Source organism: Mycolicibacterium chengduense (assembly GCF_033741155.1).
Lineage (GTDB): Bacteria > Actinomycetota > Actinomycetes > Mycobacteriales > Mycobacteriaceae > Mycobacterium.
Genome location: NZ_JAWQNH010000006.1, coordinates 396,507 through 417,876, shown reverse-complemented (window position 1 = coordinate 417,876; position 21,370 = coordinate 396,507). Strand labels below are relative to the sequence as shown.

21 protein-coding genes are annotated in these 21,370 nt (G+C 64.6%); 14 read left to right on the top strand and 7 right to left on the bottom strand.

The features are described 5' to 3' along the window. Positions 1-43: 43 nt before the first annotated feature. Genes SBI67_RS24055 through SBI67_RS24025 form a run of 7 tightly spaced genes read left to right on the top strand, consistent with a single transcriptional unit; the run spans position 44 to position 6,220 of the window. The gene (locus tag SBI67_RS24055; protein ID WP_318982960.1) at positions 44-895 is read left to right on the top strand and encodes an ABC transporter substrate-binding protein; all 852 of its coding nucleotides are present in this window, start codon (positions 44-46) and stop codon (positions 893-895) included. A 5-nt stretch (positions 896-900) separates the two neighbouring features. Beyond that, entirely contained in the window at positions 901-1,632 is a 732-nt protein-coding gene (locus tag SBI67_RS24050; protein ID WP_318982959.1) for an amino acid ABC transporter permease, read from the top strand. Then, complete coding sequence (locus SBI67_RS24045; protein ID WP_318982958.1) at positions 1,629-2,408, top strand: amino acid ABC transporter ATP-binding protein; 780 nt, start codon at positions 1,629-1,631, stop codon at positions 2,406-2,408. Before SBI67_RS24050 ends, SBI67_RS24045 begins: the two co-directional genes overlap by 4 nt. Beyond that, positions 2,408-3,376: a C-terminal binding protein gene (locus SBI67_RS24040; RefSeq protein WP_318982957.1), complete on the top strand. Its 969-nt coding sequence runs from the start codon at positions 2,408-2,410 to the stop codon at positions 3,374-3,376. The genes SBI67_RS24045 and SBI67_RS24040 overlap by 1 nt, the downstream gene beginning before the upstream one ends. Further along, complete coding sequence (locus tag SBI67_RS24035) at positions 3,373-4,233, top strand: sugar phosphate isomerase/epimerase family protein (protein ID WP_318982956.1); 861 nt, start codon at positions 3,373-3,375, stop codon at positions 4,231-4,233. Before SBI67_RS24040 ends, SBI67_RS24035 begins: the two co-directional genes overlap by 4 nt. Next, entirely contained in the window at positions 4,230-5,450 is a 1,221-nt protein-coding gene (locus SBI67_RS24030; protein ID WP_318982955.1) for an aromatic ring-hydroxylating oxygenase subunit alpha, read from the top strand. The genes SBI67_RS24035 and SBI67_RS24030 overlap by 4 nt, the downstream gene beginning before the upstream one ends. Before the next feature lie 2 nt (positions 5,451-5,452). Further along, entirely contained in the window at positions 5,453-6,220 is a 768-nt protein-coding gene (locus tag SBI67_RS24025; protein WP_318982954.1) for a class II aldolase/adducin family protein, read from the top strand. A gap of 86 nt (positions 6,221-6,306) precedes the next feature. Here SBI67_RS24025 and SBI67_RS24020 read toward each other — a convergent pair whose 3' ends face one another. Both SBI67_RS24020 and SBI67_RS24015 read right to left on the bottom strand, forming a co-directional pair. After that, entirely contained in the window at positions 6,307-7,590 is a 1,284-nt protein-coding gene (locus SBI67_RS24020) for a GGDEF domain-containing protein (protein ID WP_318982953.1), read from the bottom strand. A gap of 113 nt (positions 7,591-7,703) precedes the next feature. Next, the gene (locus SBI67_RS24015; protein ID WP_318982952.1) at positions 7,704-8,156 is read right to left on the bottom strand and encodes a DUF732 domain-containing protein; all 453 of its coding nucleotides are present in this window, start codon (positions 8,154-8,156) and stop codon (positions 7,704-7,706) included. Positions 8,157-8,731: 575 nt separating this feature from the next. On the opposite strand from SBI67_RS24015, the gene SBI67_RS24010 reads away from it, so the two are divergent. Further along, complete coding sequence (locus SBI67_RS24010; RefSeq protein ID WP_318982951.1) at positions 8,732-9,757, top strand: squalene cyclase; 1,026 nt, start codon at positions 8,732-8,734, stop codon at positions 9,755-9,757. A gap of 336 nt (positions 9,758-10,093) precedes the next feature. Continuing rightward, positions 10,094-11,755: an acetolactate synthase large subunit gene (locus SBI67_RS24005; RefSeq protein ID WP_318982950.1), complete on the top strand. Its 1,662-nt coding sequence runs from the start codon at positions 10,094-10,096 to the stop codon at positions 11,753-11,755. Here SBI67_RS24005 and SBI67_RS24000 read toward each other — a convergent pair. After that, the gene (locus SBI67_RS24000; protein WP_318982949.1) at positions 11,752-12,738 is read right to left on the bottom strand and encodes an amidohydrolase family protein; all 987 of its coding nucleotides are present in this window, start codon (positions 12,736-12,738) and stop codon (positions 11,752-11,754) included. The genes SBI67_RS24005 and SBI67_RS24000 overlap by 4 nt on opposite strands. Before the next feature lie 70 nt (positions 12,739-12,808). On the opposite strand from SBI67_RS24000, the gene SBI67_RS23995 reads away from it, so the two are divergent. Next, positions 12,809-13,351 (top strand): TetR/AcrR family transcriptional regulator, encoded by a 543-nt coding sequence (locus tag SBI67_RS23995; protein WP_318982948.1) that lies wholly within the window; start codon positions 12,809-12,811, stop codon positions 13,349-13,351. Positions 13,352-13,383: 32 nt separating this feature from the next. On the opposite strand, the gene SBI67_RS23990 is transcribed toward SBI67_RS23995, so the two are convergent. The 3 genes from SBI67_RS23990 to SBI67_RS23980 all read right to left on the bottom strand — a co-directional run bounded on the left by SBI67_RS23990 (position 13,384) and on the right by SBI67_RS23980 (position 15,403). Beyond that, positions 13,384-14,064, bottom strand: a complete 681-nt coding sequence (locus SBI67_RS23990) for a PAS and ANTAR domain-containing protein (RefSeq protein WP_318982947.1) — start codon at positions 14,062-14,064, stop codon at positions 13,384-13,386. 95 nt (positions 14,065-14,159) lie between these two features. Beyond that, the gene (locus SBI67_RS23985; protein WP_318982946.1) at positions 14,160-14,804 is read right to left on the bottom strand and encodes an HAD family hydrolase; all 645 of its coding nucleotides are present in this window, start codon (positions 14,802-14,804) and stop codon (positions 14,160-14,162) included. Between the two features lie 35 nt (positions 14,805-14,839). Next, a complete protein-coding gene (locus SBI67_RS23980) occupies positions 14,840-15,403 on the bottom strand; it encodes a GNAT family N-acetyltransferase (protein ID WP_318982945.1) in 564 nt (187 codons plus the stop codon). Between the two features lie 441 nt (positions 15,404-15,844). Here SBI67_RS23980 and SBI67_RS23975 point away from each other — a divergent pair, with 441 nt between their 5' ends. Continuing rightward, positions 15,845-16,951 (top strand): GGDEF domain-containing protein, encoded by a 1,107-nt coding sequence (locus SBI67_RS23975; RefSeq protein WP_318982944.1) that lies wholly within the window; start codon positions 15,845-15,847, stop codon positions 16,949-16,951. An 82-nt stretch (positions 16,952-17,033) separates the two neighbouring features. Next, positions 17,034-18,341 carry a threonine/serine exporter family protein gene (locus tag SBI67_RS23970; RefSeq protein ID WP_318982943.1) on the top strand — a complete coding sequence of 436 codons (1,308 nt, stop codon included), beginning with the start codon at positions 17,034-17,036 and terminating at the stop codon, positions 18,339-18,341. Between the two features lie 24 nt (positions 18,342-18,365). Here SBI67_RS23970 and SBI67_RS23965 read toward each other — a convergent pair whose 3' ends face one another. Continuing rightward, complete coding sequence (locus SBI67_RS23965; protein ID WP_318982942.1) at positions 18,366-18,920, bottom strand: hypothetical protein; 555 nt, start codon at positions 18,918-18,920, stop codon at positions 18,366-18,368. A 531-nt stretch (positions 18,921-19,451) separates the two neighbouring features. Between SBI67_RS23965 and SBI67_RS23960 the strand changes: the two genes are divergently transcribed. Continuing rightward, positions 19,452-20,762 (top strand): acyl-CoA dehydrogenase family protein, encoded by a 1,311-nt coding sequence (locus tag SBI67_RS23960; protein ID WP_318982941.1) that lies wholly within the window; start codon positions 19,452-19,454, stop codon positions 20,760-20,762. Positions 20,763-20,867: 105 nt separating this feature from the next. After that, entirely contained in the window at positions 20,868-21,350 is a 483-nt protein-coding gene (locus SBI67_RS23955; protein ID WP_318982940.1) for an RrF2 family transcriptional regulator, read from the top strand. Positions 21,351-21,370 lie beyond the last annotated feature (20 nt).

Below are 21,370 nucleotides of genomic sequence, written 5' to 3'. Positions count from 1 at the left end.
CACGTGTTTTCACAGCCCCCCGCAGCCCATCACAGGAGTTCCCATGAATCGGCGGAGCCAGCCTGCCCATGTCGCCACCATCATGGGCGCGGCGTTGAGCGCCGTCCTGCTCGGCGCTTGTAGTGGCGGGGGCGGTACGAGTGAAGCCTCGGGCAAGGCGCCGGCCGGCCTGCTCCAGGCGGGGCAGCTGTCAGTGTGCACCGACCCGGAGTATCCGCCGATGGAATACCTGGAGAACGGGGACACGGCCAACCCGGCGGGGTTCGATTCCGACGGGGCCCGCGCACTCGGCAAGCTCTGGGACGTCAAGGTGGTGTTTCAGAACACTTCCTTCGATGGGCTCATCCCTGCTCTGAACGCGAAGCGTTGCGACATCACCTGGTCTGCCCTCTACGTCAGCCCCGAGCGCCAGCGCGTCGCCGACGGCATCCCGTTCATGACCACCGGCCCCGGGCTGATCGTCCGCAGCGGTGACGAGTCGATGCGCTCCGCCGACGACCTGTCCGGCAAGACCGTCGCCGTGCAGGGTGGTGGATCGAATGAGCTGACGCTCAAGGCACTCTCGGACAAGTTCACCGCCGCCGGCAAGCCGGGCATCACGATCCAGCCCTATCCGAAGACCGCGGAAACGGTTGCCGCAGTGACCAACGGCAAGGCCGATGCGCTCATCGAAACCGACGTCGCCGTCGTCGACATGGTCGGTAAGTCGGGCGGCAAGCTCGTCTCCGAACCCGGGATCTTCCCCACCGAGACGCAATTCGGCGTGTTCACCCGTAAGGGGTCGGAGCTGACGCAGCCCGTGACCGCCGGGATCAAACAGCTGATCTCCGACGGCACGCTGCCCGACCTGGCGAAGAAGTACGGTCTGGATCCGTCCCGACTCGTCAGCCCCTGACCGCCATGGACTTCGATTGGGACATCTTCACCGCGGCCTTGACGTCGAGCGCCTTCCTGCGGGGCGCCCTGCTGTCGGTGACGCTCGCGGTATGCGCCATGGTCCTGGCATCGATCATCGGTTTCGGGGTGGCACTGCTGCGCATCGCCTCCAACCGGTTCGCCACCGCCGTCGGGGGTGTGTACGTCTGGTTCTTCCGGGCCATTCCGACACTGCTGGTCCTGCTGCTGATCTGGAACGCCGGACCTCAGCTGCTGCCGGCGTTACGCGATGACTGGTTCACGCCCTTCCTCGCGGCGCTGATCGGATTCTCGATCGTCGAGGCCGCGTACATGGCCGAGATCCTGCGGTCGGCCCTGCTCTCGGTCGACGACGGGCAGCACCTGGCGGCCCGCGCACTCGGCCTGCCACCGCACAAGGTCTTGTTCAAAGTGGTTCTCCCCCAGGCCATCAAGGTGGCGATTCCGCCATCGGGCAACGAACTGATCGCGATGCTGAAGTACACGTCGCTGGCATCGGTGATCTCTTTGCGCGAGTTGCTGACCACCGCCCAATCGCAAGTGTCGGTGACCTTTCGCTACGCCGAGTACTACTCGGCTGCGCTGGTCTATTACCTCGTGATCGTCTCGGCGTTGATGGCCGTGCAGCACGTCGTCGAGCGCCGCTACCGGTGGATCTCCGCGGGGCGCGTCGGCCAGGTTCCCGGCAACCAGGTCGGCGCGGCGGTGCCGGCATGAGTGCACCCGTCCTGCAGGCGATCAACCTGCATCGCCGATACGGAGACACCGAGGTCCTCAAGGGCGTCGATTTCTCCGTGGTCAGAGGGGAAGTCAAAGCCCTGCTCGGACCATCGGGTTCGGGCAAGTCGACGATCTTGCGGTTGATGGCGCTCCTGGAACATCCCGATGCCGGGGAGATTCTGTTGAACGGCAAGCAGGTTGGCGTCTCCACATCGCCGAACGGCTCCACCCGCCGACTCCCCGAGCGCCACTTGGCGGCACAGCGCCGCGATATCGGGATGGTATTCCAGCGTTTCAACCTGTTTGCCCACCTCGACGTCCTGCGCAACGTCACCCTTGCGCTCACCGAGGTCATCGGGATGAGCAAGGCAGACGCGACCGCCAGCGCCGAGGCGATGCTGGAGCGCGTGGGTATGGCCGACCGACTGCGGCACTACCCCAGCGAACTATCCGGCGGTCAGCAACAGCGCGTCGCCATTGCCCGTGCCCTGGTGACCAACCCATCGGTGATGCTATTCGATGAACCGACGTCCGCACTGGACCCGGAACTCGTCGGTGAGGTGCTGGAAGTGATGGAAGGACTCGCCGAGGGCGGCATGACCATGGTGGTGGTGACTCACGAGACCCGGTTCGCCCGACGGGTGGCCGACGACGTCATGCTCTTCGATGGCGGCGTCATCGTCGAACAGGCACCGCCCGACCAGTTCTTCGACGACCCTCGTCACGATCGCACCCGCCAGTTCCTCTCCCACCTGCGCCAGGTGGGCCACTGATGAGCGCACCGCTGGCGGTCTACACCGATCTCGACGACGGTGATGACCCCACACCCGGTATGGAGTTGTTACGAGCCAACGGTTTCGAGGTGGCCTACGCGCAGTCGCGCGACCCGGACGAGATCGCCGCCGCAGCGCGGGACGCCGAGGCACTGCTGGTCGGGTATGCGCCGGTCGATGATGCCCTGCTCGAGCGGCTACCCAAGCTGCGCATCATCTCCCTGCTCTCAAACGGTTCGGACAACGTGGACGTCGAGGCTGCCTCGCATCGCGGGATCTGGGTGGCGACGGTCGGCCCCGTGGCGAGTGAAGAGGTCGCCACCCACGCCTGGGCGCTCACCCTCGCGCTGATCCGTCGCCTCCCCTACTTCATGGGCTCCGGCGTCGCGCACCCCTGGGACGCCCGTCCTGCGCAGTCCCCGCGCCGGCTGTCCGAACTGACGGTCGGCATCCTGGGGCTCGGCTCCATCGGCCGCCGATACGCCGAATTCGCCTCTGCGGCAGCCCGTCGCGTGGTTGCGGTCGAGCGCCGCGGCGCCGTGACGGTGCCAGGGGTCGACATGGTGCCCTACCCCGAGGTGCTGGCCGTCAGCGACGTGCTGGGCGTGTTCCTGCCGTTGACCGACGACACCCGCGGACTGCTCGACGCCGCCGCCTACGCGCGGATGCCCTGCGGTGCGCATGTCGTCAACGTCTCGCGGGGTGCGGTGGTCGATGCCGAGGCGCTGCTCGCCGCCGTCGACTCGGGGCAGCTCGCCGGAGCAGCGCTGGACGTGTTCGTCCAGGAGCCGCTGCCCGCGTCGCATCCGCTGCTCAGCCATCCCCGGGTGATCACGACGCCGCACATCGGATTTCTGTCCGACGCCACCGACGCCGAATACGTGCGCCGGCAGGCCGATGCCGTGGTGTCGTGGCACCTCAACGGCAGGCCCAATCGCGCCATCAACCGGGTGGCGGTACCGTCGTGACGGAATTGCACCTCTACCAATCGATGTGGGCAATGGAGGACCTGCCGCGGCAGGGCGCACCATGGACCCTATCCGAGCAGATGGCGCGCATCGCCGGCGCTGGCTACGCGGGCATCGGGGTCGATCTGGGCGCGCGTCAGGCACCCGCGGCCGCCGACATCGCCCCTTTGATGGCCGCGCACGGCCTTCGTGGCTGCGTCTTGGTGTTCGCAGCCTCGGACGAGGATATCCAACAGGCGATCCGATACGCGAAAACCATCGCCGCCGACTGGATCATCTGTTGTGCCAGGGTGTTCGGCTTCGACGCGCCCGCATTGGCGCATCTGCTCGGCAAGTGGCACCGGATGTGCGCGGATGCCGGAATCGACATGGAGCTGGAGACGCACCGCAATACCGTCACCAACGATCTGCGGTTCACGTGCTTGCTGCTCGACTACCTGGACGAGCCGGTCGGGCTCGCGGCCGATCTATCGCACTACGTTTGCGCACACGAAATCCCCGAGGCACCCGAACCGGAGTACGAATCCCTCATCACGACCATCCTCGACCGATCGGGGTCCCTGCAAGGACGGATCGCCACGCGCGCCCAGATCCAGGTGCCGCTGGGGCACCCGATGGCGAAGCCCTGGGAGTCCCGCTTCCGGGATTGGTGGACACGGGGATTCGAGTCGCTGCTCCGTCGGCACCCGGACCAGCCGGCTCGCTTCGTCACTGAGCTGGGCACCGCGCCGTACGCGATCACCGACGCGCAGGGAGTGCAGATCTCGGACCGCTGGGCGGAGTCGACGACGTTGATGCGTTGGGCGGCAGACGCCTTCAACTCAGCGCTTGGCGTACGGCCGGCGACCGCACCATGAGAATTGGACGGCACACGATGTACGATGTCGACTTCAACACCACCTCCACCGGCAATCGGGTGGCGACAGGCCCGCTCACCAGCGACAGTTCGCAGCACGCGTTGCTGCCCGCGCATGCGTATACCAGCGCCGCGGTCCACGAACTCGAACGTGAGCGAGTCTTCGCCGCCGGTTGGGTCTGGGCGGGCTATGCGCACTGGGTGGCCGAACCAGGAGAGGTCAAGCCGACTGCGGTTGCCGGCCAACCGCTTCTGATGATCAGGGGTGAGGACGGCGAGCTTCGCGTCTTCCACAATTCGTGCCGGCACCGTGGGATGGCGCTGACAGCGGAACCCATCAGGGTCAAACACCGCATCCAATGCGCTTACCACTGCTGGTCCTATGACCTGGACGGCAGCCTGGCAACCACTCCCTACTTCCGGCGTGAACGCCAGGGGCGTAGCGGGCCGGCCGACAAGCGAGCGCTCGGTCTGCTGCCAGTGGCGAGCCGGGTGTGGGCCGGGATGGTTTTCGTCGACCTTGCTGAACGCGATATCGACTCGGCGGCAGCATCTTTCGATCGATTCATCGCGCCACTGGCGCAACGCTGGGCACACATCGACTTCGGTAGAATCAGCCTGGCCGAGGAGCGCGTGTTCGACGTCGCCGCCAACTGGAAACTCGTCGTCGAGAACTTCCTGGACTTCTACCACTTGCCGTTCATCCACCCCCAAGTCGGCCCGGTGAATTCATCGCTGGACGTCGACGACGAGGTGCTGGCACCGGAGATCATCGGCGGCTGCTATCCGCGAGGCGCGACGGGGAAGGCGGCCAAGACGTCCGAGGCGCTGCCGTTCCTGGGCGAGGTTCCGCAGGAGAAGACCGAGAACCAGGACATCTTCTGCGTGTTCCCCAACGCGTTGCTGTTCCTGGAGGCCGATTGGTTTCAGGTGATCGGCTTCGAAGCGTTGAGCGCCGACCGTACCGTCGAGCACATGGCAATCTTCGTCGACCGGGACGGCGCAACCGAGGATCACTCGGTGAACCGCAAGCGGCTGGCCGAGGTCTTGTTCGGGGTCAACGAACAGGATTTGCCGATCCTGGACAAGCTTCAGGCAGGGCGGCATTCGCCGGCATCGGATCGCACGAGCCTGGTGCCACACTGGGATCAGGTGACCGCCATGTTCCAGCAATTGGTTGCCGACCGCATGGCCGGCCCTGCCGCCGAAGGAGACTGAGCATGGGCATCGATTCGGGGGACCCGGAGGCGACCGAGGCGCAGCTGCGCCAGGAGCTCGCCGCGGTGTACCGTCTGGTCGCCCACTATCGGATGACCGACCTGGTGTTCACGCACATCTCGGTGCGACTGCCCGGCGATGAGGATCATTTCCTGATCAATCCCTACGGGTTGTTCTTCGATGAGATCACCGCATCGAGCTTGGTGCGAATCGACCTGGACGGCAACGTCATCGGCGAGTCGCCCCATCGGGTGAATCCCGCCGGTTTCGTCATTCACAGCGCGATCCACCGTGCACGTCCCGATGCGATGTGCGTGTTGCACACGCACACACTCGCCGGCTGTGCGGTCGCGGCATCGGCTTCGGGGCTGCTGCCGGTGAACCAGATCTCGATGGAGTTCTTCGGTCGCGTGGGCTATCACAACTACGAGGGCGTGGCGCTGAACCTCGACGAACAGAAGCGGCTCGTCGAGGATCTCGGGACACGCGACGCGCTGATCCTGCGCAACCACGGCCTGCTGACGGTCGGCGCAACCCCGGCGCGGGCCTTCCTGCGGATGTACTACCTGAACAAGGCCTGCGAGATCCAGGTCGCCGCGTCCCAACTGGGCGAGTTGGTGATCCCCGACCCCCGGATCAGCGAACACGCCGCCCAGCAGCTCGTCGGCGATGCCGCCGACGACGACTTCACCGACGATGTGGGATACGACCTGGCCTGGGCGGCCATGCTGCGGATGCTCGGTCGTACGCAGCCGGATTATCGCGACTGACCCTGGGTGAACCGGGCGTGGTTCCAGGCACTCTTGCCAGGGCGAACCAGCGCCGAAGGGTCAGTCTGGCGCGCCGCCTGAGCCGGTCACAGGAGTTCTCCGTTGTGATGAAAGCGGTTTCCGCCGGCCCGCTTGGCCTGGTACATGGCGTCATCGGCGGCCCGGATCAGGTCGTCGATGAGTTGCAAGCTGGGGGTGGCCGTGTCACCGTCGATCGGCGCGCTCGCAGTACCGACACTCGCGGTCACCGATACCGGAAGGTTGGCGATGGCCTGGCGCACCTGCTCGGCGTGGATCTCCGGTACCGGCTGGCGCACGACATCGGCGACGAGGAACTCCTCTCCCCCTGCCCGTCCGATCACGGCCGAGCGCCGGCAGCTCTTCTCCAGCGCTTCGCTCACCCCGATCAATGCGGCGTCGCCGGCGGCGTGACCCTGGGTATCGTTGAGCTGCTTGAAGTTATCGAGGTCGATCATCGTGATGATCAGATGGGCACCGCTGCCGTGGTGGCGCATCATCAGTTCGTAGACCGAGTAGTGGAACGACCGCCGGTTGTGCAGTCCGGTCAGCGGGTCACGGCCGGAGCTTCGCAGGTCGACGCGCAAGGTGCGGACCAGCGACTCGATGCCGAACGGCAGGCTCACGTTGAGCGCCGCCACGACCGCGAGCGCAGCGGCCGTCAGATAGGCGTCGCCGGTTTGGGCGACGACACGACCAGCCAGGACAGCGGCGCAGATCGCGGCGACCGCGCAGTTGAGGATTACCTCCCGCAGGGTGTGGAAATAGGCGACGAATCCGCCGACCACCGAGAACGTCGCGCAACCCACCAACCCTACGTAAGGGTTCGAGTACGACAAGCAGGCCGCGGCGATCGTCGCCGACGAGGTCAGCGAAAAAGCCATCGACTGCCGCCGCGTTGGCCAGTGCAGGAGGAAAGGCAGCGCCGCGACCACAGCCGACCCGGCCGCCACGAAGCAGATGCCGGTCGTCAGCCGGTTGCCAGGCCCCTGGGGGCTGAAGCCCATCAACGCCGTCGAACCCGCCAGCAACACTGTGGCGATGAAGATTGTCACCCGCCACAGCAGCTGCAGGCCGCGGTCGTACAGGTAGGCGCTGATCCAGTCGTACTGGTCCGGCACGCGTCCCCACCGAGCCATCGCCACTCCCAGAATTTGCTCGGGAACTGCCGCCAACAATTGCCCGTCAATCTTGCCAGCGCCGTCTGCGGTCGACAGTCTAGCCCTGCCGCGATGGGTCCTGACGCGCGCCCGGCGGGCAACCAGTGACAGGTCGGATGTCCATGACGCCGCATATCTTGAACAAAACCCGTGCGGTCGTACATCCACGCGATGCCGATTCTCCGCTGACACGTGGCACGCCGGAAATCATGCGCCACTCAATCCCAAACCAGCCCGGCGCAATTCAGCTCGCCGACTGACGCCGACACCACACCACTCGAGCGGATCTCCGGTGCCGGCCGGAGTCAGGCAGGCTGAGCTGGCGGCGCGGAGATGCCTGGGCAGAAGGCTGCTTCACTGATACCCACGAGCAGTCCGGCGTGATACCGGTCCAAGGTGACACCGCCGGGCGGGTAGTCGATGAGTCCCAGCTCGGATCGTCCGCTGCGCAGCGCCGCGCAGATCATGTGCCCGAGTTCCAGCAGATCCTGGCCGGTGCCCGTGGTCTTGCAAGGGACACTCGTCGAGCACCCTAGTCCTTTGGACGTCAGCAGGTCGATGTACTTCTGCGCACGAGGTCCTGGCGAATCCGCCCAGACGGGTCCGGCGCCGAAGATCAGGATCGCACCGCCGCCGAGGGCGACGGCAAGAAGACGCCTCAGCGATCGGTCGTGGCGCCGCGCATGATGGCCAAGAACCGTACCGATGGCCGAATAGTTGTTTGCTGGTCGAGCACCAACCCGACATCCCGACCGCACGCCCGACCTACCACGCCACGTGTCATCGACCTGGTCGCATTCGGCTATTTGCATACTTCCCCAGAGCGTGGTGACTGATTGACCCCAAGAAATCTAGCACGGCCACCATAGCGATGTATTGTTGCCAGCATTGTTTGTAACCTGGATTAGTAGCGTGTTTACCCAGTTGGGGCGGCATCCGAATTTCAAGAGTATAGTTTGCCGCAGAGCACGTCCGCGGTGACGACACGGCACATCCCGAGCGGAGCGCAGCAGCATCACCACCCAGCCACCGTCCGGACTGAATCTCGATCCGAGGACGCGATCGAGCCAGAAGCGCAACCATAACCACGAGCGCCGCGGGCGGACCAGAAGTTGGCTACGAACTCTACAACTCGGTTATCCGGAACGGTCGGCGGATATGCGTGTCGTGACTCCGCCACTCGCTGAATGCCTCTCGCGCCCCCGGTGCCAATGTTGCTCGCACTGTGGGCGTCTCAGCCACGCGCGACGTCGGTGCTCACTTCGCTGCCCATATTGAGGCCGATCTTCTTCACGTCGATATCGCTATAGTCCGGCCCATGGGGGTTAGGTCTGTGATCGAGTGGCTGTTGGATTCCGATCCGGCATTGCGTTGGCAAGTGGAGCGTGATCTCACCGGCGAACCGGCTGAGACCTGGCAAGCGACACGGGCACGGACCGCGACCGAAGGCTTCGGTGCACGCCTCCTCGCGAGGCAGGATCCGGACGGCCAATGGGCCGGAGGCGCCTTCTTCCCCGCGGACTTCGATTTCGACGGCCCGGAAGCTACCGACGGCGCCGGCCAGCCCTGGACAGCGACGACGTGGACGCTCAACTCGCTTCGGGAATGGGGAGTTGATGCCGGCATCCTTCATGAGCGCCGTACCGTCGAACTACTGGCCGAGAACAGTCGCTGGGAGTACGAAGGCCTGCCGTATTGGAGCGGTGAGGTCGACTGCTGCATCAATGCCTGGACAGTCGCCAATGGGGTGTGGCTCGGTGCAGATATCACGGCCATCGTCGACTGGTTCATCGAACATCAAATGTCAGACGGCGGCTGGAACTGCGACTGGGTCGACGGCTCAACCCGATCGTCATATCACTCGACGCTCAATTCGCTGAAAGGGCTACTCGCCTACGACACGGCAACCGGAGGTACCCAGGAATCCAGGGCCGCGCGGCATCTTGGACAGGAATATTTGTTGCAACGCAATCTTTTCCGCCGTCTCTCAACGAGCGAGCCGGTAGCTGCATGGGTGACCCAATTCGCCTATCCCTTCCGCTGGTCCTACAACGTCCTCAACGCCGCCGACTACTTCCGGCAGGCGTCATTGGTTGACGGCACACGGCCCGACCCACGCATGGCAGATGCCATCGAACTCATCCGCGCTGCCCAACAGCCCGACGGCACATGGCTGCAGGGTGATCGGCATCTCGGCCGAGTGTGGTTTGACGTCGACGTACCCGCCGGGCAACCGTCCAAGTGGCTAACCCTGATCGGCACACGAGTCCTGTCATGGTGGGATTTGGACGGCCGCACAGGAAGCGGTCGCGACGGAACGGGCCCAAGCCTTCCAACTACGCCTGGGATGCCGGCGTGAACACGTGTGTTCCCTCGCAATAGATTTCGCCGCTACTGCGAGGTGTGCGCACGACCAGGTGACAGTTTGACCTGGCACACCGTGTGGGACTCCCCTGGTCGCAGTTCAAGCAGCCGTCTGGGACGCATTGGGGCCACGGTTGGCCGGCCCACTCGCTTCCGCCGGGCGACCGTGCAGCGGCTCGCATTCAACCTGGGGATGCTGGTCAGGCGCTCCGCGCCCTGTCGGCGAAGCTCGCGTGCGCCGAGCGTATGCGACGGACGATGAACTGTGCCGGTCCGCCGATCGCGGCCAGGGTGAACTGTTCCGCGCGACGCCATATGACACGCTGGAGGCATGACGGAGAGCAAGCGCAGTACCGCCGAGTTGATCGTCGAATGTTTGGAGAACGAAGGCGTCAGCCACGTGTTCGGGATCCCCGGGGAGGAGAACATCCGACTGGTCGACGCATTGTCCCGTTCGTCGATCGAGTACGTGCTCACCCGTCACGAGCAGGGCGCCTCGTTCATGGCCGAGGTGTACGGCCGGCTCACCGGGCGAGCCGGGGTGTGTTCGGCCACGCTGGGTCCAGGCGCGATCAATCTGCTTCTCGGCGTGGCGGACGCAACCACCAATTCGGCTCCGGTGCTGGCACTCTCGGCACAGGTGGGAATGCAGCGCAGCTATAAGGAATCACATCAGAGTGTCGACCTGGTGTCGATGTTCGCACCCGTCACCAAGTGGTCGGCGCTGGTGGCAACGCCTGAGTCAGTTCCGGAAATGGTCCGCAAGGCGTTCAAGCTCGCCCAGACCGAGCGGCCCGGTGCGGTGTACCTTGCCGTCCCCGAGGACGTCGAGGAGGCCGACGCCCCCACCGATTCGACCCCGCTGCGTGTCAATGTGCCGCGCTCGGATGATCCGTCGGCCGCGCAGATCGCACGGGCCGCCGAGATCCTGCGAAGTGCACACAACCCTGTGCTGCTCGCCGGGCACGGCGCGGTGCGCAGTGACGCGTCGGCCGCCGTGCGGCGGTTCGCCGACTCGCTCGGCATACCGGTTGCAACGACATTCCACGGCAAGGGCGTCATACCGGACGACCACCCCCTCGCCCTGGGGGCCGTCGGGTTCATGCGCCACGATTACGTCAACTTCGGGTTCGACCAGGCCGATGTCATCGTCGCGGTGGGCTACGAGTTGCAGGAGTTCGATCCGGTCCGGATCAATCCACGCGGTGACGCCAAAATCATTCACGTGCATCGGTTTCCGGCCGAGGTCGACGTTCACTACGACGTCGCCGTCGGATTACATGCCGACATCGGCCGCAGCCTCGACGTGCTGGCCGGCGCGGTGGGCACCGACCAGCAGGCTTCCTCCGGTAACGAACGCATACGGGGTCTACTCGCCGCCGAACTCGACCGGGGTCGCGCCGACGACAGCTTTCCCCTCACCCCGGCACGGATCGTCGCCGATACGCGGGCGGCGCTCGACCGGGACGACATCGTCTTGGTCGACACCGGTGCCCTCAAGATGTGGATGGCCCGGCTGTACCCGACCTATGAACCGAACACGTGCCTCATCTCCAACGGACTGTCCACCATGGGGTGGTCATTGCCCGGTGCCATCGCCGCGAAGATCGCGCGCCCGGCGGCGAAGGTTCTCGTGGCGACCGGTGACGGATCGTTTCTGATGAACTCCCAGGAAATCGAGACCGCACTGCGCGTCGGAACGCCCATGGTGATCCTGATCTGGGTCGACGATGCCTACGGGCTGATCAGCTGGAAGATGGACCTGGAGATCGGCCACTACGTCGACACCCGCTTCGGCAATCCCGACTTTGTCTCGTACGCAGAAAGTTTCGGTGCCCGCGGCTACCGTATCTCCGCCGCAGACGAGCTGTTGCCCACCCTGCGCGAGGCGCTGGCAGCCGATACCGTCAGCGTCATCGCATGTCCGGTCGACTATGGCGCGAACAGCGCCTTGATCGCATCGCTGGGTGAACTGGACGAGTCCTGGTCCTAGCTCACACCGTCGATATTGAAGAGTCGGCGCGCGTTGTCGCTCATGAAGTTCTGACGATCGGTCTCGGTGGCGAACTCACCGAGGAACGTCTCGACCTGTTCCTTAGTGGGACGTTGGAACGGGTAGTCGGTCGAGAACATCAACCGATCGATCGTGGTGACAGCGAGCGTGTGGCGCAGCAGAGCAACGCTGAGCATGCCGGAACTGGTGATGTGGATGTTGGATCTGATGGTCTCGGTCACCGAGCGCTGCAGTCCGGCGAAGCGGGCGAGCCCGTTGGCCCGATCAGACCAAAGGGGAAGCAGCTCGCCCCAATGGCCCAGCACGATCTGCAGATCGGGGTGACGGTCGAACGTGCCACGGACGATCAGCCGAAGCGCGGCAAGCCCCGCCTCGATGTGCCAGCCCCACGCGAAGGTGGACAGCGCCAGATCGGTCATCTCGTCGAAACCGCTGTAGCTGATATCGCGCACCACGCGTGGCGGGATCTGCGGGTGAATAAAGATCGGCTGCCCCAGGGCCGCGGCCGTCTCGAACAGATCGTCATAACGTGGGTCGTCGAGCATGACGTCGCCGGTCCTGCCGTACACCATCGCGCCGACCAGACCCAGGCCCGTCGCCCGGTCCAGTTCAGCTCCGCAGGCAGCAGCATCGGACATCGGCAAGGTCGCCATCGCCCGCAGGCGGGTCGGATGTCGCGAGACCGCCTCGGCTGCGATGTCGTTCATATCGCGGCTGAAAGGCACGGCGTCGGCCGGCGATAGCGGCCCGGTTCCCGGCGGAGCGAGGGAGATCACCGCGAGGTCGATGCCTTGGTCGTCCATGTCGGCGATGCGGGCGTCGCCGAGATCCTCGAGTCGCTCGGTGATGCCGTGGCCGTCGTTCAGCGCGAGGCTGTCGTCGCGGCGCTCCGGTGGCACCTGCATGAGGGCGGCCGCGAGTCTCGGCGACGTCCAATGCTCCTCGATGGCGATGACGGTCATCTCACCCCTTCGCTCAACAGGTGTTTAGTGAAACAGTACCACCGCGCCGGGGTGGGCGTTAAGGTAAAGCGTGGCGACGACGCGAGCCGCCAAACGTGCGGCGACGGCTCAGCGGATACTCGAAGCGGCTCAGTTGGAGTTTGCGCGACATGGCTATGACGGGACCACGATCCGGTCGATCGCCGAGCATGCCGGCGTGGATCCGTCGCTGGTGATGCAGCATTACGGTTCGAAGGCGGCGTTGTTCACGGTCGTCGCGAAGTTACCGCGAGGCGATGATCATAGCGCCTCGGAGCACCTGATCGACGTCCTCGGTGTGCGACTGACCAGCCTGGCCCCGGAAACCCGCGCCCTGGTCCGCTCGATGTTGACCAATCCCGATGCCGAGGCGCACATGCGCGAATTCCTGCAGGAGCGCATCGAGAACCTCACGGGCTCGCTGTCGGCCGAAGATGCCGAGCTTCGTGCGACCCTGGCAGTGAGCAGCATCCTCGGGCTGACCATCGCCCGGCACTTCCTCAAACTGCCTGCCTTCGAGTCGGTTTCGAGCGACGAGTTATTGCAAGCAGCCGAGAACTGGCTTGATGGGATCGTGGATTCGACGCAGCGGTAGCCCCGGCAGACAAGTGATCCCGGGTCGCTGACCTACTCGGTAACGCGCCAGTGCGCGGTCATCAGTAGGTTGTCGAACACCGATCGTTCGGGCAGGTGCTCGCCATAAGCGAGCTCCTGGATGTCTTTCAGAAGCTGCGCGGCGAAGGTCGCCAGTTTCGTGTTGGTCTCCTGCGATCGCCACTTGAGCAGGCCGAATGCGGAGTTGTGGTCGATGCGATAGATCAGCATGAGCATGCCGCAGAGATGTTCGATTCCGGTGCGGCGGTCCATGATGTCGTTGACCGCGGTTGTGATCCGGGCATCTTGTTGTTCGCGGTTGGATGACACATCGAGATAGAACCCGCGCGTGCCGATCACCGTGCCGGCCTCGTCGCGGATACGTTCCCCGATGACCACAACCTCGTGGATCTGACCCTGGGTGTCGATGATTCGGTGCCGGGTACTGAATGGCCGGCGTGTTTGGCGGATGTCGTTGAGGGTGGTTACGACGTGAGCGAGATCGTCGGGATGCTTGTGTGACAGCACCAGCTCCGTCGTAGGGCGGGCCGTGCCCGGCGCATACCCGTGGATGCGTTCTACCTCCGGTGACCACACCCAACGCTCGTCGGCGGCATCCTCGGCGAAGTAGAAGGCATAGGTGCCGACAACCTGCGGTGATCCGCCAGCGACTGCCTGCTCGATGGGCAGGTCGTCATCACGAACGCCGTCCATAGGAGAAAGATAAACACTCGTTGGCGATCGGGCGACGGTTTGATCTTGTTGCAGTCCTTCGTGCGTGGGCGCGCGGCCCTCCGCCGCCACGAGCGCTATATGCCCGTGCCGCGTTGCGTGCGCATCACGATGCTGAGATCTGACAGCGAGTCCACCCGCACATCGGCAAGCGCTGCGGCGTCCTGCAACGAATGCAGATACCCCCACGGGCCGCGCCGGACGAAGGCCGTGCGCATACCGGCCGCCCGGGCGGGCAACACGTCATTGTCGAGCCGATCCCCGACATACAAGATGCACTCGCCTGGCACACCTGCTTCTGAGATCAGTCGGGCGAAGAACGCCGGATCCGGCTTGGCCACACCCCACCCCGCCGACGAAGCCAGGAAATCCACTTCCAGACCGGCCGAGCACAGCATCTGATCGATGCCCGCCGGTTGGTTCCCCGCGACACCGACAATCATCCCCAGGCCACGGGCTGTTGATACACATTCCAACGCATCGGGGTACAGCTGCCCCAAAGTAGGGTCCAGGCCACTGGCTGGCCGCTCGACACCGAGGATCTCCCACGCGTGGTGATGATCCTTGCCCGCAGCGATCAGCGCACCCACCACCGCAGACAGCGCGAACGGGGTGACACCCACCTGCTGAGCCAGACCTGTCCACATCCGCGTTTCGTCAACCAGCGTCTCCCCGACGTCGAACACGACACAACGAATCTGCGAAACGAACCCCGAACCCACCACCCCAGTGTCACACCCCGAACGGCCTACGACGGTCACTCGATCCGGAACGCGTGCAGCCACGCTGTCGCCAACACTTGGGGCGCACCCCACTGCACGAACGTGTCAACGACCCTGAACCCCAGGCGTTCCGCCAGGCGAAGCGACGCATGATTGGCCGTCTGTGTGACAACCAGAACCGGCTGATCGGCAAGCTCTATCGCGGCCGCCTCCAACACGGCGCGTGCCGCCTCGCCTGCCAAACCCCGGCCCCACGCATGCCGCCGGAAGACATACGACAACTCAAGCTCGTTCTCACCGTCCTGGACATGACCCGGTACGTCCCTTCCGCGGCGGTCGAGGACGACCGTCCCCAACATCTGGTCGGTCTCCTTGTTGGCCACGACGTAACTGCCAGCGGCCCCCAGCAACCCGGCTACGCCCACGGATGTGAACGCCTCCCTGACCTCACCTTCGGGCCGGGGGCCGCCCAAGAAGCGACGCACGGCGGCATCAACCTGAATCTCGATCAGACCCTCAACATCACCGCGGTGGGCCATCCTCAGCACCACCCGTTCGCCTTCGATGCGGGACGCCGACACGGTCGAACCATCAGCCATCGGCACACCTGTCACAGACCATTGGACTCCTCGCCGCGGTACTCGAACTCCAGGTGGTCCCCGGCGAAGAACCTCCGGAAACCCCTTCGCTCCTTGATGTCTGCGCCATCGACGCGCCTCCTCGCGACCGTTGCCAGAACGTGCATCACCGTTGCGGCCACCTGACCCCGGTCGCGTGCATGACGAACGCAGCAAACCTGCGCCTGCGCCCCTCCACCAGGCCGGCGCACGCGAACCTGCGGTCGCGCCCGTCTCGCGGCGAACCCAAACTCCTTGTGCGCCGGACCCGCTCCCTCTTCAGGACCAAACCTAGCCGGAACCCATGATTTTTCGGCCGACATGGCAAACCTCGTACCTCGGGCAACATGGACTGCCATGCTGGGTCTCTACTACCGAGAAGGGCGACCCGCGGTGAGCGAACCCCGACAACCTCCCGTCGTAATGTCGGGCGGCCCTGTCGACGGCCTGCTGATGCAGTGGTGGCGTCAGAGTGACGACTACGAATGGCGGACGGAGTTCCTGCGCAGCCGAGGGATGCTCCCCGTATTGCGCAGAATCATCGCCGGCATTGGCGTGACCATGGGCTTGCTCGCCGCGATCAACGTGGCGGCGCCGCCGGTCACCGACACTGCCCTCATCAGGATCGGGTGGGCCGCCGTCGGCATCGGCTCGCTGCTGTGGTCTGCGCGATGGGCCTTCTGGGAGTGGCCGAACGAGCGGCAATCGGCTGTCCTTCTTATCTATGTCGACATCATCATGACCGTGTCAACCCTGCTCTTCGGGGATGCCAAATTAGCCATGTCGAGCATGCCGCTGCTGCTCTGCGCCGGCGGGTACGTGGTCTTCTTTCACGGTCCGCGGCTTCACCTGGCCCACATCTTGTGGTCCGTGGCATCCGTCGTCGGCGTCGCGATCTGGTTGGCCAAGACCACACCCGAGTACGGTCTTCAGATCGCGGTGTCGCGAGCGGTCATCGCACTTCTGGTCACAGTGTGCATCCTGCCTGCGCTGCACTTCGGTTTCTGGTTGTTGCAGAGCAGTTCCCGGCTGGCACTCATCGATCCCCTCACCGAGATGACCAACCGGCGCGGCCTGTCGGTGGCGATGAAGCGACTCAACGAGGCGGCGCCGCCGACCTCCGGGTTGTGTGCGCTGTTGATCGACGTCGACGGGTTCAAACGCATCAACGACGCCTTGGGCCACGCCGTCGGTGACGAGGTCCTCATCCGCATCTCACGGTGCATCAGATCCAGTGTGCGCCGCGACGCCGTGGTGGTGCGCTGGGGCGGGGAAGAGTTTCTGGTGGTGGACCGCATCGCCGACCACTACGCCCACGTAGTCGCCGAGCGCATTCGCCTCGCCGTATCAGCCGCCGCACAACCGACCGTCACCGTGAGCATCGGTCTCGCCACGGCGACGCACGCCAACCAGACGCTCACCGAGGTGATCTCAGCCGCCGATGCGGCGATGTACGAAGCGAAAGGTCAAGGCGGAGACCGCATTGTGTTGGCGAGCCGGGACGACAGCACAAATCCCTCGCAGCCCTAGGCTCCGACGAAGTGGGGCCAGGGGTGCGCTGCGTCGACCGAACTAGACCGACTTTGGGCGACGATGATGGTGAAATATCCCCATGAGACGTCTTCTCGGCGGTGACCAGATGAAATCTGGCCTCGGCCGCTCGCGCCTGGGACTGCGATCGCTCCGAAAGCAGGCTCATGATCGGCTCGCCGAACCGGGAGCATACAACGACACCGAGGTCGCTGGCATGCTGCGGGAGATCGGCATAGCCTTGGTCGAAGTGCAACAGCCCACCCTGCTCGTCACTGCCCGATTGCAGAGGATCGCGGCGCAATACACCGCTCATACGGTTCGAATGATCGTGCTGCCAACCGTATTGGTGATCCAGGTCGGCACCGTGGCTTACGAAGTAGAGACCTCGACGCACTCCACGGTCCAGCTCGATCTCGCCGGTCGCATCGACGACATCGCCGCTCTCGCCGAGGCAGGCGCCATCACGCCAAGTGACGCGATCAAGACCGTCGCCGCAGCCCGGGTCATGAAGCCACGCTTCAACCCGATCACGACGATCGTGGGTTATGCGGTGACCTCCGTGGGCTTCGGGATGGTGATCAACCCCACGTGGGCTTCGTTGCCAGGGTATTTGTTTCTAGGACTCGTCGTAGGCGCCGTCATCGCCATCGGCCGGCCTCTCCCGTCACTCACCGCGGTATTGCCGACTCTGGCTGCCATGATCGTGACTGTGCTGGCCACCTGGTTCGTGGCCGATGCCGCCAATGACGGACTACTGAGAGTGATCAGTCCCGCTCTCGTTGCGCTTCTCCCCGGAATGTCGCTCACGATCGGCGCCATGGAATTGGCCAGCTCTCAAATCATCTCGGGAGCCAGCCGGCTCGTTTACGGCGTGGTGCAGCTGATGCTGCTGGTCTTCGGCGTGGCGCTGGGAATCCACGTCGCCGGCCAAGTGGCGCCCCAAACCCCGTCTCCGCAGATGGGGTCATGGTCGATGTACGCGGCAATCGTAGTGGTGGGCTTTGGACTCTATATCTATTTGTCCGCGCCGAAAGGATCACTGTTCTGGATCACCTCTGCCGTGGCAGTTGCCCTGGTAGGCCAAAAGATTGGCGGGATCCTGATCGGCTCGGAGCTCTCCGGGGTCATCGGAGGCTTCCTCGTGGTCCCGTTCGCCACCATGGCATCACGACTGAAGACCTCACCACCGGCCATCGTGATGCTGCTGGCAGCCTTTTGGTCGTTGGTCCCCGGCGCGTTGAGCTTCCAGTCGATGAGCGAAGTAGCCACCGGAAACGGAACTGACGCCACGAGCCTGGGCCAGACCGTCGGCGCCATCTTCTCCATCGCACTCGGCACCCTGGTCGGCTGGAGCGTCTTCACGCCCAGTTCGAAAAAGGCGCGTTAGTCGGCCGGCCCGGCTGCGGCAGCGCTAGGCGGTGTTGAGCACGGCGCGGATGTTGGCGTCCTGCTGCTTGCCGTAGTCGGTGACCAAATCGAGCGGGACAGGATCACCAGCGCTGCCGTTGAACCGCACCGCGGCGACGGCAGGCCCCCGAGTGAAGAGCAAGACACTCTCCGCTTGCCCGTTGGTCGCCTGGCCGGTGATCAATGTTCCACTGTCACCAATCGCCATCGGACGTGATGAAGCGCCCGGAATGTCGGCAAGAGCGTCACCGCGGCGCGCGTCCAGCGCTGCCGTTGCCGCCTGCGGATCGGAGAGCATGACTACCGTATCGGTGATGGCCCGAGTGCCGTCGCGATGGGTGTAGACGACCTTGATGCCGGGTTGCCCGTCGGGATCGATTACCGGAGCATCAGCTTGATACGCAACGGAATCGGTGATCACGTTGGGATCGACCGGCAAACCGTCGTAGTTCACTGAGTCCGCCAGCGCGGCCGGACAGGTGAGGGTAGCGATCGCAATACCGACGGCGCCGGAGAATACGAAGCGGCGAGTCTCTCTGGAGGTGCGCCGAGTCAGCATGGGTAGCAACCGAATCCGTGCCATCCGTCGCGCCAGAAGAAGCCGGCGCCGCACCCGCGATCGCCGGTCGAACCCTGGCAGTCGAACATCTGCACCCCAGGCACGGGCGAGGGCGCAGGCGCAGGAATCCGAGGAGTGTCGACAACCTGACCGGCATTCGCGGCCGGCGCGCTCAAGAGTGCACCGCCTGTCAACATCACCCCCACAGCCAAGCTGCGCATACGAGATCTCATACCTACCCCCTCTGGCTAATTGACGCTTACGACATCAGTGTGCATCCTTTGCGCCGCACCCACTGGCGATTGAAGAACACCGCATATCGGCTACCGCCATCGAGTTGGCCGGCAGACCCTTGGACCCCCCGGCCTCACATGGCCGTGACGGCCGCGGTGAGGCGAGCGTAATCCGCGGCAACGACAACGAAACCCAAAAACACGGTATTTGAAATACCGGTTTAGCAACCTGTGGTGGTCCGCCCTGCGGCGCGGCAGACCATCGCCAGCACGTTTCCGTCACACACCGGGAGTAGCCATGACACTCAACTTCACCATGTCCGACGACCAACGAAAGCTTCAGCACGAGGTGCGCACCTTCGCCGAAGAGGTACTGGCGCCCGCGGTGGCGGCCGCCGACGCCGAGCCCGATCCGCTGAAGGGCTTCCAACTGACCAAACCCGCCTACATCGAGGCCTATCACGCCGGCATCGCGATGTGCATGCTGCCGAAAGCCTATGGAGGCGGAGGAGTTTCCTGCGTCGACTTGGTCATCGCCGCCGAAGAGATCTGCGTGGTCGATCCCGGGTTCGCATGTACCGTGCTGTGCAACGGACTGGGACTCATGCCGATCGCGTGGTATGGCAACGAAGAACAGAAGGAGCGCTTCCTCCGCGCGGCCACCTCCGACCCGACCGGCGAATATCTCGGCGGCTGGACCGCCAGCGAGCCGCCGGGAAACCCATCTGGGACCGCGAACTTCGATATCCCGCTGCCGCGGCCTGCGGGCGTGGGGTTGACCGCGATTCGCGACGGCGACGACTACATCGTCACCGGAAGCAAGTACTGGCCGTCGTCGGCCGGCTGGGACGAGAGGGGCGTCAACGCCGGGACGCTGATCGTTCGAACGGACTCCGAAAAGGGTGGAACCGAAGGACTCTCGGCGCTCGTTCTGGAACGTGATACCCCCGGAGTGACTTTCCGCCATCTCGACAAGATCGGTCACCGGCTCGCGTCCAACGCCGAGATCGTGTTCGAGGACGCTCGCATTCCGGCAGCCAACCTGCTACCTGGCGCGCAAGGGAACGGAGATCTCGTGATCAATCGCAATTTTGCGTGGTCGGGTCCGGTCGCTGCGATCGCGGCCGTCGGCATGGCGCGAGCCGCATACGAAATGGCGCTGGATTGGGCCAAGAACAACACGGCCGGCGGCCTCGCCCCGATCATCGGTTTTCAGAACGTCGGCTACGTGCTCGGCGACGTGGCTGCCAAGATCGAGATGGCCCGCACCTTCTCCTGGCGGGCCGCCGACTATCTCGACAAGCACGATCAACACGCCGAACTGGTCGGTGCAATGAACAAGATCCAGGTGACCGAGCTGATGTTCGACTGTGTCTACAAGTGCATGCAGATCGTCGGCGTCAACAGCCTCGAGACCAAGAACGGCTTCGGCAAGATCCTGCGCGAGGCAGCGGTTTTGCCGATCTACGACGGCGGCAACATGGGGATGCAACGTCGTCGCGTACACGGCATCATCGCCGATCCCGACTTCAATCCACGCGCGATTATGGAGGACGAGTACGTCATGTTCGGTAAGCAGCACGAGGGCATCGGCACCATGGCCGGTTGAGGTTAAGGTAGCCACCCGGGCTCGACGGTTGAGCCCTCGAGCCTGGGTGGGTCATCCCGTTGCCGTTGAGCAGCCACGGGCAAGCCGCGCAGCCGCGGAGTTGCCGTGGCAGAGTGGGACGGTGCAATCGTCAAGGGAAGCCGCGGCCACGTGAAGCACACCAACCACGCAGACTACGCACTACGCGTGCTGCTCTATCTGCGCGTCGCACCCGACCGACGTGGATCGGTCGCGGAGATAGCCGAGGCGCACCGAGTTTCGCGAAACCACCTGGACAAAGTTGTTCAACGATTGTCGGCCGCGGGTTTGGTTCGCACGACGCGCGGACGGTCCGGCGGCGTCGAGTTGGTCCGTGACCCCGCCACGATCAGCATCGGCGACATCATGAGAACGATGGAATCGGACTTCGCCGTCGTCGAGTGCCTAGGTCCGGCACGCTTTTGCCGGGTGGCGGGGGTGTGCGGCGCTCGCAACGTCTTCTCCGATGCTCTACAGGCTTACTTCGAGGTGCTCGATCGATCGACCCTCGAAGATGTCGCGAGCAATGATCTCGGACTGCGTGGCGCCCTCGGACTGACCAGCGGTTGAGCGTCGACGCATCGCATCAC

Excerpts from the sequence above, each read along its gene's own strand:
- SBI67_RS24055 (WP_318982960.1), top strand. The coding sequence starts at position 44 with ATGAATCGGCGGAGCCAGCCTGCCCATGTCGCCACCATCATGGGCGCG.
- SBI67_RS23970 (WP_318982943.1), top strand. The coding sequence starts at position 17,034 with ATGAGACGTCTTCTCGGCGGTGACCAGATGAAATCTGGCCTCGGCCGC.
- SBI67_RS24045 (WP_318982958.1), top strand. The coding sequence starts at position 1,629 with ATGAGTGCACCCGTCCTGCAGGCGATCAACCTGCATCGCCGATACGGA.
- SBI67_RS23965 (WP_318982942.1), bottom strand. The coding sequence starts at position 18,920 with ATGCTGACTCGGCGCACCTCCAGAGAGACTCGCCGCTTCGTATTCTCC.
- SBI67_RS24005 (WP_318982950.1), top strand. The coding sequence starts at position 10,094 with ATGACGGAGAGCAAGCGCAGTACCGCCGAGTTGATCGTCGAATGTTTG.
- SBI67_RS24050 (WP_318982959.1), top strand. The coding sequence starts at position 901 with ATGGACTTCGATTGGGACATCTTCACCGCGGCCTTGACGTCGAGCGCC.
- SBI67_RS23975 (WP_318982944.1), top strand. The coding sequence starts at position 15,845 with ATGTCGGGCGGCCCTGTCGACGGCCTGCTGATGCAGTGGTGGCGTCAG.
- SBI67_RS24000 (WP_318982949.1), bottom strand. The coding sequence starts at position 12,738 with ATGACCGTCATCGCCATCGAGGAGCATTGGACGTCGCCGAGACTCGCG.
- SBI67_RS24030 (WP_318982955.1), top strand. The coding sequence starts at position 4,230 with ATGAGAATTGGACGGCACACGATGTACGATGTCGACTTCAACACCACC.
- SBI67_RS24025 (WP_318982954.1), top strand. The coding sequence starts at position 5,453 with ATGGGCATCGATTCGGGGGACCCGGAGGCGACCGAGGCGCAGCTGCGC.
- SBI67_RS24040 (WP_318982957.1), top strand. The coding sequence starts at position 2,408 with ATGAGCGCACCGCTGGCGGTCTACACCGATCTCGACGACGGTGATGAC.
- SBI67_RS23990 (WP_318982947.1), bottom strand. The coding sequence starts at position 14,064 with ATGGACGGCGTTCGTGATGACGACCTGCCCATCGAGCAGGCAGTCGCT.
- SBI67_RS23980 (WP_318982945.1), bottom strand. The coding sequence starts at position 15,403 with ATGGCTGATGGTTCGACCGTGTCGGCGTCCCGCATCGAAGGCGAACGG.
- SBI67_RS23960 (WP_318982941.1), top strand. The coding sequence starts at position 19,452 with ATGACACTCAACTTCACCATGTCCGACGACCAACGAAAGCTTCAGCAC.